This is a genomic window from Mucilaginibacter sp. UYCu711, assembly GCF_050433825.1.
In the GTDB taxonomy this organism is placed as follows: Bacteria; Bacteroidota; Bacteroidia; order Sphingobacteriales; family Sphingobacteriaceae; genus Mucilaginibacter.
Map to the genome: position 1 here is coordinate 160,667 of NZ_JBNPWM010000007.1, position 15,851 is coordinate 176,517.

At 41.4% G+C, this 15,851-nt stretch carries 13 protein-coding genes and 1 pseudogene; 5 read left to right on the plus strand and 9 right to left on the minus strand.

Annotation, left to right across the window (positions count from 1 at the left end; genetic code table 11):
• Positions 1–2 precede the first annotated feature (2 nt).
• From ABIB50_RS16230 to ABIB50_RS16240, 3 genes are all read right to left on the minus strand, one after another.
• Positions 3–587 (minus strand): Crp/Fnr family transcriptional regulator, encoded by a 585-nt coding sequence (locus ABIB50_RS16230; protein WP_429381268.1) that lies wholly within the window; start codon positions 585–587, stop codon positions 3–5.
• Between the two features lie 312 nt (positions 588–899).
• Positions 900–3,428, minus strand: coding sequence for a beta-L-arabinofuranosidase domain-containing protein (locus ABIB50_RS16235; protein WP_429381270.1), 2,529 nt, complete (start codon positions 3,426–3,428; stop codon positions 900–902).
• Between the two features lie 115 nt (positions 3,429–3,543).
• Positions 3,544–5,718 carry a glycoside hydrolase family 2 protein gene (locus ABIB50_RS16240; protein WP_429381272.1) on the minus strand — a complete coding sequence of 725 codons (2,175 nt, stop codon included), beginning with the start codon at positions 5,716–5,718 and terminating at the stop codon, positions 3,544–3,546.
• A gap of 565 nt (positions 5,719–6,283) precedes the next feature.
• On the opposite strand from ABIB50_RS16240, the gene ABIB50_RS16245 reads away from it, so the two are divergent.
• The gene (locus tag ABIB50_RS16245) at positions 6,284–7,069 is read left to right on the plus strand and encodes an SDR family oxidoreductase (RefSeq protein WP_429381274.1); all 786 of its coding nucleotides are present in this window, start codon (positions 6,284–6,286) and stop codon (positions 7,067–7,069) included.
• Between the two features lie 115 nt (positions 7,070–7,184).
• A complete protein-coding gene (locus tag ABIB50_RS16250; RefSeq protein WP_429381275.1) occupies positions 7,185–7,994 on the plus strand; it encodes a helix-turn-helix domain-containing protein in 810 nt (269 codons plus the stop codon).
• A gap of 373 nt (positions 7,995–8,367) precedes the next feature.
• Here ABIB50_RS16250 and ABIB50_RS16255 read toward each other — a convergent pair whose 3' ends face one another.
• Entirely contained in the window at positions 8,368–8,970 is a 603-nt protein-coding gene (locus ABIB50_RS16255; RefSeq protein ID WP_429381276.1) for an FMN-dependent NADH-azoreductase, read from the minus strand.
• Between the two features lie 131 nt (positions 8,971–9,101).
• On the opposite strand from ABIB50_RS16255, the gene ABIB50_RS16260 reads away from it, so the two are divergent.
• Positions 9,102–9,464 carry a winged helix-turn-helix transcriptional regulator gene (locus ABIB50_RS16260; RefSeq protein ID WP_429381277.1) on the plus strand — a complete coding sequence of 121 codons (363 nt, stop codon included), beginning with the start codon at positions 9,102–9,104 and terminating at the stop codon, positions 9,462–9,464.
• A 183-nt stretch (positions 9,465–9,647) separates the two neighbouring features.
• On the opposite strand, the gene ABIB50_RS16265 is transcribed toward ABIB50_RS16260, so the two are convergent.
• The 3 genes from ABIB50_RS16265 to ABIB50_RS16275 all read right to left on the minus strand — a co-directional run bounded on the left by ABIB50_RS16265 (position 9,648) and on the right by ABIB50_RS16275 (position 11,927).
• Positions 9,648–10,370, minus strand: a complete 723-nt coding sequence (locus ABIB50_RS16265) for a LytR/AlgR family response regulator transcription factor (RefSeq protein ID WP_429381278.1) — start codon at positions 10,368–10,370, stop codon at positions 9,648–9,650.
• Complete coding sequence (locus ABIB50_RS16270) at positions 10,367–11,407, minus strand: sensor histidine kinase (RefSeq protein WP_429381280.1); 1,041 nt, start codon at positions 11,405–11,407, stop codon at positions 10,367–10,369. The genes ABIB50_RS16265 and ABIB50_RS16270 overlap by 4 nt, the downstream gene beginning before the upstream one ends.
• Positions 11,408–11,678: 271 nt before the next feature.
• Positions 11,679–11,927 carry a helix-turn-helix domain-containing protein gene (locus ABIB50_RS16275; RefSeq protein WP_429381282.1) on the minus strand — a complete coding sequence of 83 codons (249 nt, stop codon included), beginning with the start codon at positions 11,925–11,927 and terminating at the stop codon, positions 11,679–11,681.
• Between the two features lie 244 nt (positions 11,928–12,171).
• On the opposite strand from ABIB50_RS16275, the pseudogene ABIB50_RS16280 reads away from it, so the two are divergent.
• Positions 12,172–12,530 (plus strand): annotated as a pseudogene (locus ABIB50_RS16280) (HAD hydrolase family protein); the annotation flags it as partial.
• 30 nt (positions 12,531–12,560) lie between these two features.
• The gene (locus tag ABIB50_RS16285) at positions 12,561–12,944 is read left to right on the plus strand and encodes a DUF6799 domain-containing protein (protein ID WP_429381284.1); all 384 of its coding nucleotides are present in this window, start codon (positions 12,561–12,563) and stop codon (positions 12,942–12,944) included.
• Positions 12,945–13,212: 268 nt separating this feature from the next.
• Here the strand turns inward: ABIB50_RS16285 and ABIB50_RS16290 are convergent, their stop codons facing one another.
• Positions 13,213–13,500, minus strand: coding sequence for a cation-transporting P-type ATPase (locus ABIB50_RS16290; RefSeq protein WP_429381550.1), 288 nt, complete (start codon positions 13,498–13,500; stop codon positions 13,213–13,215).
• Positions 13,463–15,847 carry a phosphoketolase family protein gene (locus tag ABIB50_RS16295; protein ID WP_429381286.1) on the minus strand — a complete coding sequence of 795 codons (2,385 nt, stop codon included), beginning with the start codon at positions 15,845–15,847 and terminating at the stop codon, positions 13,463–13,465. The genes ABIB50_RS16290 and ABIB50_RS16295 overlap by 38 nt, the downstream gene beginning before the upstream one ends.
• Positions 15,848–15,851 lie beyond the last annotated feature (4 nt).

Below are 15,851 nucleotides of genomic sequence, written 5' to 3' on the forward strand. Positions count from 1 at the left end.
GGTTAAGATCGTTTATTTATTGATAAACGCTTCCGGAGCCGGCTCAATGATTCGGGTTTAATTCCCAGATAAGACGCGATATGAAATTGAGACACCTGGCTGAACAGCTCTGGCCTGGTTTGCATTAAATGAAGATAACGCTTTTCAGGCGACAAAAACTGTAACATTTCAATTCGTTCGTTCAATTGCTGGTAAACCCTTTCGGCAATTAACCTGCCAAACTTCTCCCAGGAAATGGATTGCAGGTAAAGCTGTTGTACATCCTCGTAACGAAAAGCCATCAACTCAGAATCTTCCATTGCCTGCCAATAATAGCGGGACTGCTGCTGACTTAAAAAACTTTGAAAATCGACCAGGAAATTGTTTTTCGTCGTAAATCTGCAATTGATTTCATTCCCCTCCAAGTCAACATAATACATTCTAAATATGCCCCTTGTCAAAAAATAGACATATTTACACACCTGCCCTTGCTGTAATAACCAAGATTTTTTAGGAACAGCAATACAATTAATCAAAGGAACAATTCGTTCTAAGTCTTGATCCGGCATAGGCAAAATGCTATTAATTACCGCTTTTAGATGATCCATTGTTTATTATTATGAGTATAACACGTAGCGCGACAGATTAATAAATATAAACACTTGAGTTATCTAAATACAGATTAATTATAAAAAAACGCCAAAAATACTTTCCGGAGTATAAACTAAATAAGTTATTCAGCGGATCTTATGCAAATGCCAGCGGGCCATGATTTCAAGCAGATGTAAAGGGATAATAAGAGCTTTAGAAATTGGAACAGCATAATCTATTATCACCTCTGATTATAGAAAATAACAGTTAAGAATTTGATCTTGTTAAGTGCTCTTAAGTCGCCCAAGTGTTAATTTATTAAAAAGGAATTAGTTACGGCCTGGCAACGCTTTTACCTCCAAATTATCCATAGTAGCAATGGCGTTATAAACCCGTAAACCAATATTACCCGTTTTATACTCATCATCCGTTGCGGTTATCAGCGGTTTATCCGTACCGTTTAAAAATACCTCAAATTGGTTTCCAACAGCTTTTATCTTTACTTTGTAGGTGTCTTTGATTTTTAGGGGATATTTAGTTGTCGCAATTTCTATCCATTTATTATTGCTTGATTTACCCAGGGTGACAGACCCTGTTTCGACGTTTATGCCTACGTAGTAGCCTTCATATGCATCTGCACCAATAGCGGGCTTGGCAACACGGAACATCAGACCCGCATCGCCAGCGGTATTTACAGCAACATCGGCAGTGTAAATAAAGTTCCTAAATTGGGTGCCTGTGGCAATAATTTTAGGTCCGTTAGTGCCCGATAGGCCATTATCGTTAGCGCCGGTATGGATAGCATTGTCTTTATAGAACCAGCCGTTTCCGTAATTGATCAGGCCAGTGGCGGTGTTGTAGTCAAAAGTTTGTTTGTAGGCTGTGGTATTATAAGCAGGTTTACCAATTATGGGGATGATACTTACCCGCAAGCTTTCAGATCCATAAGGTACCAGTGTGATCTGCTCGGTTGGTTCGGTAGAAGCTACGGGGCTATAAGGAACATCGAACGCGGCAGTATGATTATTATCTATAGTCCAGGCTGGTATTTGTTTGGCACTAACCTTTAATTGTACGGGTACTTCTCCCTGTACAAAAGGGTTATCAGGCATGGCGCTCTTAACTACCGTAATGTTTTTGGCGAGAGTGTTAGCATCTAATACTAAACCATAATTCCAGGCTGACGCCGGGGTGATCTCGGTCTCATAAAAACCTTTTACGGGATATTCCCTCACGTTCTTTACCGACTCCTTAATTTTTATCGCATACACCAGCGGGCCGCGTTCTACACTTACCGCATTGCTTACCTGTGGCTTTACCACTACTTGCATCGGGAAATTTAAGGTGATTTTATCGCCAGATTTCCAAGTGCGTTTTAAAGTTAGGATCTTTCCGGCTACAACACCCGTTAGTTGCTTTCCGTTTAATTTCACTTCAGGCTTGGCGCACCATGACGGAATGCGCAGTTTTAATCCAAAAGAGGCAACTTTGGTTAAGGTAAAATTCAGATCGATCTGCTCGTCGAACGGATAATTAGTCACCTCATCAATTTTTACCGGTATATTTTGAGCTACTATGGCATTCACTTCCATAGGCGCGTAGGCGTTAACAGCAAGGCCGCCATCCGGCGTTGCTACCCAGCTATTCTTAACAAAATAAGGCCAGCCCATGTGCATGTTATACCTGCAGCAAGGGAAACCAGAGAAAGGGCTGGGTACAATACCGTTGCCATAATCCTGGTTAAAGCCATGGCTGCCCGGCAGGTTTTGTACCTGGTTAGGCAGGGTATAATACGTATGGTTTTTAAGATCATTGCTAAATTGAGCGGGTAGTGTATTAAAAGCTAGTTTCTCTAACTGATCGCCTATGGAGGAATTAATGTGGATGATCCTGGCACCGGTCTCCAGACTTTGCATCCACTCCACCACAGCACAGGTTTCTACACCCTCAACCGTATTATGGCCCGACATAAATTCTGTACCCGAACCAATGCCGGTAGGCTGCCCGTTATCATCCAAAATATGTTTGATGCCGTTCTGCATCGCATCCGTATAATAGGGCGATGGATCAACCTGTGAATATACCGCAGGAAACTTTAACGCTTCCGAAACATTCACCATGTGCTTAGGCTGGTAATCAGGGCCGTAGAATTGAAACTGATTTTGATTAAAGATATCGGCCCATGGATAAGCCTGTTGTTTCAGCTTATTCACCAAATCAAGCAAGTAAGCGTCGCCGGTTTTGTTATACACCCAAAGTGCTATCTCCATATTATCGCCGGCACGAGATTTACCCCATTCTTTAAGCGGATCCTTATCCAGATTATTTAGTTCATATTTAAAATATTTTGACAGAAAAGGTATTACCCGTTTGTCATTGGTGGCCTCATAATAACTTTGCAGGGCATACATAAAAGGCATGCGCGGCCACCAGTCCTTCATTTTAGGCGGACCAAATAACCCATTTTCTTGTTGATGGTTAAGGGTATAATCTATCCATTTCCTTGCTTTAGCTTTCAGTTCGATATCATCTAACGTATATGCTAACGCCACTAATCCCTTTACGTAATAAGGAACTTTTTCCCAACTATTACCTGTACCGCCGAGCCAGTCGGAATTTGAGCCTAGGTTATCGTCTTCAGCATATAGTTCTTCTGCATGGCCGGTAAAGCCGTCTTTTTGCAGTTCCAGTTGTTTTAGCAACCATCCTTTTGCCTTTATATTACCCAACGGCAATTGCGCGTACACATCCTGCTTAAGCGGCACACGGTTAAACGTGTAAGGCGATTGACCTTTTTGAGCAAATGCCGCACTCACCAATAACCCGTAGTAAATAGGAAATAAACAGTAAAATTTCATTAAAATCTTATCTTTAAAGTAGTAAATATATAAAAACATCGCCATTTAGCCAATGCCGATGTAGTAACCCTTTGTGGTCGTCAATAGCGCTGAAACTTCTAACTGTTTTCAGGGGCTATTTTTGGATGATTTGGTTTATGCCCACATCAATGACCTGGTCGCCGTACTCCTGGTGCCCATGAACAGAAATCTGGTTTCGCCCACCCGTTATGATCGATTCTTTTGCCGCTACTGAAATCGGTACGATTACGTACCCTTTTGATGCACCACTTAAAGACGCGGCTAATATGCCGTTTATGTAGATTTCGCAACCGTCGTCATTATAGACAGTGAATTGGAGTTTCTCCCTTTTAACAACCGCCCCCACATCAAAGTTCCGCCGTAACCAAATATCAGAGGTCATCCATTTGGTCCCAATGATGGCACCAGGCGCGCCGGCCGACCCAAAACTACCAGGTGCAGCTTTCCATTTACTATCGTCGAAGTCACGGGCGTACCAGCCGTCACCGGGCTTTTCCAGCGAATATTTCCAAACCATCGGTTTACTGATCGAGGCGGGTAATACGGATTCCAAAAATATTTTGCCGTTGATCGCTTTTTGATTGGAAGCCCTAATTTTGACGGGATCGCCTTTAACAACCGCGCGATCATAAGTCAGCAATCCGTTAAGTTCTCCCTCCACATCTGTGATCTCGGTATAAACAGCAGCACTAAGCCCATTGTTGGTTTTGTATATGGCGAGATCAGTTGAGAATTCATCATATAGATCAGTATATTTCTTTTCATTATCAATCATTACGTAAGTGTTACCAGACTGCCAGATATGACCCGGAAAGATAAAACCTATGCCGCCATATTCGCCACACGCCAATGTTTGGCTGGTACTTACAGGCACACCCGGTGCCGGATAATTATGAATATCCAGCACATCCCCCACACCAAAGTGATCCCAGCCGCTACCCTGGTTGATCAAACGCGTGGGGTCCAGCTTACGTACCTGATCGACATATCCCGCAGTATTGTGCTGCCCCTGTGCTTCATTAAAAATCACCCAACTGACAATAGAAGGTGAATTCCAATGCGTTTTAACTAAAGTTTCCAGTTGGAAACGAAAAGCAGCAGTGTCTACCGGAGGGGGTGTTCGACTGGTATAAGTATTGGCTGACGGCATATCCTGCCAAACTAATAGGCCCAATTTATCGGCCCAATAGTACCAACGGTAAGATTCTACTTTGATATGTTTTCGCACCATGTTAAAACCAAACTTTTTGATCATTTCCAGATCGTATTTCAACGCTGCATCAGTGGGTGCCGTATATCCCCCGTCGGGCCAAAATCCCTGGTCTAAAGGCCCCACCTGAAAAAGAAACTTATTGTTAAGGAACATTTTTTTATAGCCCCCTTCTTCGCCAACGCTGATTTTGCGCATACCGAAATAGCTCTTGACTTCATCAATATTTTTTGTTGCTTTTTTCACATCCACTACCAAATCATATAAAAATGGACTATCCGGCGACCATAATTTTGCGTGTTTGACCGGGATGTTAATTTCCACATTGGTCATGCCATTCATCTTTTTGATCGTCGTCGAGCCATCTTTCACCGTCACAACAACCGGAACACCGCCAGCATTGGTATTAACTGTGATTTTAACGAAAGAGCGATCTATGTCCGGTACAATTTTAATATCGTTGATATGAATTACCGGGACAGGTTCTAGCCAAACGGTTTGCCAAATACCCGTAACTGAGGTATAGGTAATGCCGCCAGGCCTAAGCGTTTGTTTGCCGCGGGGGAAACCGCCATTATCCGTCGGATCGTAAACCCTAACGGTAATATCTTGCTCCCCTGAACTTTTTAATGCGGTCGATATATCGTAACTGAAAGGGTCATAGCCGCCTGCATGTTTACCCAAACTTTTACCGTTTACAAACACTTCAGCTTCATAATCTACTGCACCAAAGTGAATTAAGACTTTCTTTGTTTTCCAAATCGCAGGAATTATAAATTTCCGGCGGTACCAGATCGCTTCATGATGCTCCATTACACCCGAAAGCGCTGACTCGACAGGAAAAGGCACCAATATCGTACCCGACAGTTTCCCATTTGGCAGGGGCTCATTTTTGTCAGTAGCGGGTTGGTACTGCCACAATCCGTTAAGATTCAACCATTTTTCGCGAACCAGTTGCGGCCGGGGATATTCAGGTAATACGCTTGCTGGGTTAACGTCTTTAGCAAATTTACTCATCAGGGCAGCTTGCTTTGGCTGCCATTGTTGAGCAAATAACATTGTAGGTAGGCAGATAATAGCCGCTATTAGTAGTCTTTTTAAATTCATAGCTCAATTGGTCAGATCGTTCAAACTTCAAAGAAACCAAAAAAATATTAGATTGAGAGCTATCAAGGCAATTCCTTTATAAGGTTTGATAAATCCGAAGAAATTTCCAACGCCGTTCTCTTTCTCGCATCGGAGATTTAGCTATGACCTGCCTGCAAGCTTCCTTATTGGAAGCATTTACGGTTTATTAAATTTAAAGCGCGGTCAGTTTGCTTGATATATTTTGCTCAACCTACAAGTCAAAGGACTATCTTTATATTGGCTAATTTTTTCAGTGAATCATCTATTAACAAAATAGTATTATAATTCTATATACCGTTACAAATGGTTTAAAACGTTTTTCCAGAATGCCATTCTTTTGTTTCCCAACGCTGCAATTTAAGATTGTTAATGATTTCGTCGGATTATCGAGTTCTTAAACCTCCATACTGTTGCTTTCGGCTAAAACAAACATAGGTTTGAATAAACTTATTAAGCTATTTCAAGCGAATTTTGTCCCATCAAATTAAACACAGTCATGAAACTAAAAAACAGCACTATTCTTATTACCGGTGGAAGCAGCGGAATTGGCCTGGAACTCATCAAACAACTTAATGAAGAAGGAGTTAATACAATTATCACAACAGGTAGAGATGCTTCCCGTCTCGAACAGGCAAAGAGCCAATTTCCGCAGCTGCATACGTTTCAGAGTGACGTCAGCGATACGCTTGCTATTTCGCAGTTGTATAGGGATATCATCAAGCAATTTCCGCAGCTTAATATTATCATTAATAATGCGGGAGTTATGAGGGACCTTGATTTGTTAACAACAAAGCTGGACGCTAATGAAATAACAGCAGAGATCGACATAAATCTCTCCGGGAGCATTAAGATGGTACAAACATTTCTGCCGCACCTTGTTAATCAGAAAGAGGCGGCAATCATCAACGTTTCATCCGGATTGGCCTTTGTTCCATTCCCTGCCTCTCCTGTTTACAGCGCAGCTAAAGCGGGTCTTCATGCATACACCCGTATCTTACGGATACAGTTAAAACAAACGAATATTAAGGTGTTTGAATTGGCTCCACCCAGCACAGAAACACCATTGTTAGATGCCTTTACCGGTTTGGTAGATAGTAGCCAAAATATGGCGGTCGACAAAATGGTCAATATCGCTATTAAAGGAATTTTGAATGATACTATGGAGATTAAACCTGGGGCATCTAAAATTCTTAAACTAATGAGCAGATTGGCGCCAGAGTTCATCCTGAATTTTTTGGACAAGACCTTGCAAAAAGCAAGAGCGAAAAAAGTACATTCGTAATATGACCAGTATTGTACCACTTCGAGTTCGAACGATTACCGAATTTCACAGGATCACTAAACTCTCCGGGCCGCTGCATCCGTTGATCAGCTTAATCGATATTTCAGAAATTCTTATGCAAGAGCAGCCAAATGGCGTCAGTGCCGTATTTGATTTTTATTCAATTTCAGTAAAGCGTGGCTTAAACTATAAAATGATATACGGACAGCAACCTTATGATTTTGATGAGGGCATCATGTATTTCCTCGCGCCCGGACAAGTGCTCCGAATAGAAGCTGAAAATAATTCAGTATCGCAACCATCCGGCTGGCTGCTGTTAATCCATCCTGATTTTTTGAGACATACTACCTTATCAAAGCATATCAGGCAATATGGCTATTTCGGGTATTCGGCAAACGAAGCACTTTTTCTGTCGGACAGAGAGGAAAAAAGGGTCAATGATATTATTGATCATATCCGGCAGGAGTGTTTGGCCTTTACTGATCAGTTCTCTCAACCTATTATAATCGCTCACCTGGAAGCATTGCTTGGCAACGCTGACCGTTTTTATCACCGGCAGTTTATCACCCGTAACGTAAGCAGTCACCGTATTATCAATAAACTGGAAACCTTATTAGAGGACTATTTCCTTAGTGAAAAACATTTAAAGCTGGGGATACCAAGTGTAATTTACGTTGCACAAAAGCTTAATGTCTCTCCTAATTATCTTAGCGGGCTGCTAAAAACACTTACCGGATTAAATACACAGCAACATATCCATGAAAAACTGGTGGAAGCTGCAAAGCAAAAACTGTCGACCACTGATTTGACAGTTAGCGAAATCGCCTTCGGTTTAGGCTTTGAACATTTGCCCTCTTTTAGTAAAATGTTTAAACAGAAAACCGGTAAGTCACCGGTTGCATTTAGGCAGAGTTTTCATAATTGACGTTTATCAAAGCGGTTAATATAATAAAACACAATAAGTTTTAGGGCTTGACAGTCTCAGAAAATCTGCAAATAATCAAATTCAACTTGCCGTAAAGCTTAAGCTACTGACCAACAATACACTGAAAGGTGGTTGGGTAATTTTTTTTACATTGTTTGTTACAAGCTTTCACTAACTCGCTGAAGCCTAAAATTTCCATGGGACTATTGACAAGTTGAATTATCATTCAGCTGACTATTTAAATTATGTTAAATCGGTGAAGCCATATTTAAGATCTTTCCTATTTATCGCCTATTCAAAATTTTTAAAAAGCAAATACGATCGGGGGTAACCAGAAGGTATCTGCTTTTTTAGGCTTATCTTTAATCAAAAATTAATCTATCACTATGCTATCAATTGCCCTGTCCAAAGCATGTTCTTTTATTACAGGTATTTTCAACCCTTCAGCACGGAATACCACTAAATCGGTCATTCCTAAAAAACCCAGAAAAGCTTTGAGATAGGGAGCTACAAAATCGTTGGCTTTGCCAGGCCCTTCTGAGTAAACACCGCCGGATGACATCGCTACATAAACTTTTTTACCAGTTACCAAACCAATCGGACCGTTTTCGCTATAACCGAACGTAACACCAGCTCTGGTAATATGATCGATCCAGGCTTTTAAAGCAGTGTGGATTGTGAAATTGTAAAGCGGTGCGCCGATAACGATAATATCAGCCGCTAATAGTTGTTTTACGGCGGAATCTGAGTACCGAAGAGATTCTTTTTCTTTAGCCGTCAGCTGATCTCCTGGAGTAAACATGGATCGTAGAATATCAGGATTTAAATGTGGTATTTCAAGATCAACTAAGTTGACTTCTTCAACTGTGCTGTCCGGATACTTTTCTTTTGCTTTTTCTACGATAGCATTGCCCAGCTTGATACTATAAGACTGACTACCCTGAATGCTTGAGGTTAAATAAAGGATTCGTTTCATAAAAAATTCTATTTTTTGTAAGTTTATCTAGTTAGAAATCTAAATTTCAAAGTTAGGCGTTTTAACTTTCCATAAGTGAGTACTTACCGAAAGGAAAGCGGTTACTTTTAGGAAAGTGCTTATCTTTGAAAATGAATACAGCCGAAATTCTTAATAAAAAAGAGTGCGAGAGTTCGCTAAAGAATGTTTTAGATGCATTATATGTGCTCAATGGCCGCTGGAAACTACCTGTCGTTTTAAGCATTGTACAAAAACCAAAACGCTTCAACGAAATTCAGACCGAAGTCGGAGGGATATCGCCCAAGGTATTAGCCAATGAGCTAAGGAATCTTGAACAGAATGAATTCATTAAAAGAAATGTATATGCCACAACACCTGTGACTATTATTTATGAAGCGACTGAATACAGCCTGACTTTGAAGAATGTGTTACAGGAGCTTGATGTATGGGGAAAACAGCATCGGGACAGGATCAAGCAGACCATGCGTAGTTAAATGGGGTTGGCATGAAAAGCAGGTGATAGGCGAATGTGCAGGTTTTAACGACCGCAGTAATCGATGCAATTCAGAAATTGATTGAATAATATGTGGCGCTCTTCTTTTTTTTTCATTACCGAGAGACCGAAAACAACATGAAATGATGTCTTAGAAATTTTCTGATTGCTTTTATTTAATTATTCACGTTAAATTCAACCTTCTTGAAACTTCTTTAACATAGGTGCTACCTATTGGGATTATTTCTCCCCCCATACTTATTTCTGCTGCAGAGTAGGATGTTATATGTGTCAATGAAATAATGAATGAACGGTGTATCCGTATAAATTGAGTGGCAGCTAGCTTTTCTTCAAAATACGTCATCGTCCTGTACGTCATGATTTTTGTATCTAACGTATGGATTTTTACATAGTCTTTTAATCCTTCTATATAAATGATATCCTTTAGCGCGATCCTCACCATCCTTTTATCTGACTTAACATATATAAAAGCATCATTAAATTGCGATGGTTCTTTTTCAAAATCTTGTATACGTTTGTAATTCGGATTGTTCCGCGTTTCAAACTTATCTATAGCTTTTAACAAGCGTTCAAAAGTTACCGGCTTAAGCAGATAATCAATTACATCCAGCTCATAACCCTCGATAGCGTATTCCGGATAAGCTGTAGTAATAATTACTGCGGGTGGATTTTTGATTGTCCGGAGCAATTCGATACCTGTTAATTTAGGCATTTGGATATCCAAAAAAAGAAGGTCCACATTTTTACTTTTTATAACCTCGTAAACTTCCAGTCCGTTTGCACAGGTGGCCAGGATATTAATGTTCTCTAAAGCAGATAGATGATTTAGAATAACATCGCGCGCTAAAACCTCGTCATCGGCTACTACACAATTTATCTTCGTCATAAGTCTATTTTTAATTCAACCGCAAATATTTCAGCAGCCTGTTCAATATGAAGGTCGTAACCTCCAGAATAAATCAACTCAAGCCTACGTTTGACATTATTTAAGCCAATACCCCCTTCTTCCTTTTTATTGGATACGATAGAACAACTATTTTCTACTTTTAGAAAAAGCCTGTTACCTACAACCTGCAAATCAACGGTTATCCAACCAGAATTATCCCCAATGCCATGTTTGAAGGCATTTTCAATAAATGGCAGCAGCAACAAGGGTGAAATCATTTTATCATCTATATCCCCGGAGTGTTGAAAAGATAAATCCAGCCTATCCGTAAATCTCATATGTTCAATAGCGATATAATTTTCAAGATGAACAATTTCATCTTTTAGGTGGACTTGGTTAGCACTGGCATCGTAAAGAATGTACCGCATCAGGTCCGATAATCGCACGACCATATCCGATGCTTTTTTTGAAATGGGAAGTGTTAGTGAATAAAGGCTGTTAAGTGTATTAAAAAAGAAATGAGGGTTGATCTGCGCCTTAAGAACATTCATTTCAGCTGTAAACTTTTCCTTCTCTATCTCTCTCAATTTCTTCTCATTTTGAGAAGAATCCCTCATTAAAATCAGAACAAGTGTTACCAATAACAACGGAAAGTTAGCAATAGAGTCTTCGATGATCCGCGTGAATATCCAAAACTGTGTTGGTTCTCTACTGTTGGGGTCAAGAAAACGCTCACGTGGGAGCCATACAGACCAGGAGAAGAAACGGTCTATTAAGCCGCCACTAACAAGGAGCAATATGACCCAGGCTATATATTGTAAGTATTTGTGACTTTTATAAAACACAGGCAGTAGCAAGTACATATTGACATAAACAATTATCATAGATACAGGCAATTCATTCAAGGTAGATAGCTGAAAGTCGAAGCCCCAGGAATCCCGGTGCCTGCCACCATCGTCGATAGCAACGTACAAAAAGTAAGCTACCCAAAATAATAGGTGCCAACCCGCGGTTACATAAGTCTTCTTGCTGTACATTTTACAAATTTGCATATAAATACTAATCACGTTTTCATTTTTCGACGTAAACGGTAAATAATGCCGTTAATAGAAAAAATATTCGGGCGTCTACAATCCTCTTCCATATCAAAACGATTGACCTACGTCGACACTATACTAAACTTGTACTCTTTAACTTCACAATGAATGATCGTTTAGCGGATGGTTTGCGTTGTTGATTAGCCCGTGATTAATTTCTAGACATACATTTATAAATGATTAATTGTTGACTAAATCTATCAAAAGAGCCTTATTTATTAGCGGAGCGGAAGCTTTTCGCAGTTTGATTTTTATACTTTTTAAATATTTTGTTCAAGTGGCTTTCATCGGTAAACTGCAATTCATTGGCTATTTCAGAGATTGATAGGTCACTGTATAATAACCGGCTAGCGGCCAGGTTTATTTTATACTGATTGATATAATGCTTTAATGTGATTCCTGTTTGCTGCTTAAAATAACGATTCATATGGTCAGGCGTTTTGTGAAAGTTAAAGGCCAAATTTTCAATTTTAAGCAGCTCTTTATGATAAATATGCTGCTGAATATACCCGGTGATCCCGTGTACCCGGTTTTGTGTTTTGGTGCCATTGATCAGCCCTGAACTTTCCTGGCTGATGAATCTTGCGGTTAGCTGAAGTGGTAAGAATACGATGTTTAGCTACCTCTCCCTGGATAACGCTATGCAAGGAATAGAAAGTGTTTTGCTTATCGCCGGTACTGATGAAGATAACCGAATAAGGCAACATCAGAAGTTAGAGAAAATCAAAGAATTGCAAGGCAAAGGCGAATTTGTAGCGATGACTGGTGATGGCGTTAACGATTCGCCTGCACTTGCCCAGGTAGACATTGGAATAGCAGTGGGTTCAGGAAGCGATATCGCGGCAGAAACAGCAGGAATAGTTTTAGTGAACAATAATCCAAAGGATATTGTAAGTCTGATCTTATCTGGGCAACAGGCTATAATGTCATTGCCCTGCCGCTCGCGGCAGGTGTTTTTATAAATCCAGGCATAGTATTAAGTCCGGCGGCTGGTGCTGGACCGATGAAGGTAAGTACCATAGTAGTAGCTATTAATGCGAGTATGCTGAAAATAAATGAATGAATTCATAAACGTGGCCTAATTAATGGGTGTATGATATTAGTAAAACTAACCAAAGAAAACATGAAAAGAATTATGATCGCTTTAACTGCGGTTACATTAAGTTGTAGCGCAATGGCACAAACCAAGATGTCCGACACTTCCATGCATAAGATGTCGCACGGGTCAATGAAAAAAATGAATCACTCGGTGATGATGATGAATGGCAAAATGATGACGATGATGCATGGTAAAAGTATGCCCATGACCAAAACAATGACCATGACAAATGGAACTATGGTGATGGCAGACGGTACCGTAAAAATGAAAGACGGTAAAACCATGATGTTAAAAGAAGGCCAATGCGTTATGATGAGTGGCAAAATGATGAAAATGCCCATGAAAAAAGGCATGATGCATGATAAGATGAAAATGTAATTCACACTTATCATCTCGCTTATCATAACGGTATAAGCCGCTCTTTAACAGGGGCGGCTTATAACTCTATAACAATTAAATAAAAATCAGTATTCCGAATTGTGAAACTAGCACGTTCATATTATTAATGTCTATTATTGGGATACTCCGGAAAGCCTGACCATGCGATTCCGTGGGGCCAGTTTCTATCATCAACTGCCTTTTGAAGTTGCTAAAATCTGTGATCCCGGAGCTGTGCCATATAATTGTACCATTTTCATTAGTTCTACTACAGCAACGGCGGCACCCTTTCCTGCCGGAAACCGAGCAAGCTACTAATCAGCCCAATTGTCAGTATGATCACAGTATTCAATACATCGCCCAGGGCAGCAGATAAAATCGCAGCAACAATCAGCATGATTGTGATCGGGCTTTTGAATTGGGACAATAAAAGTAAGAAACCAGAGCTGTTTGCTGTTGTTTTTAACGTATGTATGCCAAACTGTTTGAACCGGACGGCCGCTTCTGTGCTATTGGTGTTATTGCTGCCATTTCCAGTTACTGATCTCAGGCATATCCTCCCCGTTTAAATCAATGTATTCCTTATGTTGAGTTAGCTTATCTTGTAAAGTTTGTTTGAGATAAGTGCCCTTGCTTCCGGTCTGTGGCAGTCGGTCAATGGCATCCATCACCAAATGAAACCGGTCCATTTCATTTAATACCGTCATATCAAATGACGTAGTAATCGTTCCTTCTTCCTTGTAGCCCCGGACATGAATATTATGGTTATTGGTCCGGTTATATGTTAAACGATGGATCAGCCACGGGTAGCCGTGGAAAGCAAAAATGACCGGTTTATTTATGGTGAATAACGAATCAAAGTCTTTATCGTTCAGGCCATGCGGATGATCAACCTGTCTTTCTAGTTTAAGCAGATCGACTACATTGATCACACGTATTTTTAGTTCCGGCAAATGCTCGCGCAAAATAGACACAGCTGCTAAAGTTTCCAGCGTAGGTACATCGCCGCTACAGGCCATCACTAAGTCGGTTTCACAGTCCTGGTCATTACTGGCCCAATCCCAGATACCGATACCTCGGGTACAATGATCTACGGCTTCTTCCATATTTAGCCACTGCGGCGAAGGGTGTTTGCCCGCGATGATCACGTTAACATAATGCCTGCTACGCAAACAATGATCCATAATGGACAATAAGCAATTGCTATCCGGTGCCAGATAAACCCGCACAATCTCCGACTTTTTGTTGATCACATGATCAATAAAACCAGGGTCCTGGTGGGTAAAGCCGTTATGATCCTGACGCCATACCGTCGAAGTCAGTAGAATATTGAGCGAGGCGATCTTTCTCCTCCATGGAATCTCCAATGTCATCTTTAGCCACTTGGCATGCTGGTTGAACATCGAATCCACGATATGGATAAAAGCCTCATAACAGTTGAATAGCCCGTGCCTACCGGTGAGGAGATAACCTTCCAGCCAGCCTTCGCATTGGTGCTCGCTCAGCATTTCCATCACCCGGCCTGCTGGAGACAGGAACTCGTCCTGCTCTTTTATGTCAGCGTTCCATTGCCGGTCGGTCACAGCAAATACTTCTTCCAAACGATTTGAAACTGTTTCGTCTGGTCCAAAAATGCGGAAATTATCCGGGTTAAGCTTAATCAGGTCCCGCAAAAAACGGCCGCTGACATGCACATCACCTTCACCGGTGATGCCATGGTCTTTCACATCAACCGCGTAATCCCTGAATTCCGGGAGCCGGAGGTCATGCATTAACAATCCACCGTTCGCCTGAGGATTGGCACCCATCCGGCGGTTACCTTTTGGTACAAGATCAGCCAGTTCAGCTTTTAAAGTACCGTTTTCATCAAAAAGTTCTTCCGGATGATAGCTTTTCATCCAGCTTTCCAGCTGCTGCAAATGTTCGGCAGGTGCCGAAGCAGAAACGGATATTGGTACCTGGTGCGAACGGAATGTTCCTTCAATCTGCTGGCCATCTACCGTTTTAGGGCCGGTCCAGCCTTTGGGAGATCGCAGGATGATCATAGGCCAACGTGGTCTTGCCAGATCATTATTATCGGCGCGTTGTTTGATCGCTTGAATTTGAACAGTAGCTTCTTCCAAAGCCGCGGCCATCAGTTGATGCATCACCATAGGTTCGTCACCCTCTACAAAAATCGGATTCCAGCCATAGCCGCGGAACAGTTGTTCTAACTCTTCGTGTGTGATCCTCGCTAACACGGTTGGATTGGATATTTTATAACCGTTTAAATGAAGTATTGGTAATACGGTACCGTCCGTTAGCGGGTTTAAGAATTTATTAGAATGCCAGGCGGTTGCCAAAGGTCCGGTCTCCGCTTCACCATCGCCAACTACACAGGCAACAATTAATTTGGGGTTATCCAAAACTGCGCCGAAAGCATGGCTCAAAGAATAACCCAATTCGCCACCCTCATGTATCGATCCCGGCGTTTGCGGCGAAGCATGGCTGGAAATACCGCCAGGATAGGAGAATTGGGTAAATAGCTTTTTTAGCCCGTCTTCATCCGCAGTTATCGCAGGATAAACCTCGCTGTAGGTTCCCTCAAGGTAAGTGCCCGCCACAACAGCCGGACCGCCATGGCCAGGTCCGGAGATATAGATCATATCCAGGTCGTGCTGTTGAATGATCCTGTTCAGATGGGTATAGATAAAATTTTGGCCCGGGGTAGTGCCCCAATGCCCGAGCAACATGTTTTTGATATGCTCCAGTTTAAGCGGCTCCTTTAATAAAGGGTTATCGCGGAGGTAAAGCTGGCCAACCGATAAGTAATTGGCAGCGCGCCAATAAGCATGAATGTTTTTTAACAGATCCGCGGATAAAGGCGCGGCTTGATTTGTTGCAGTTTCGGGTACGATATTCATCTTT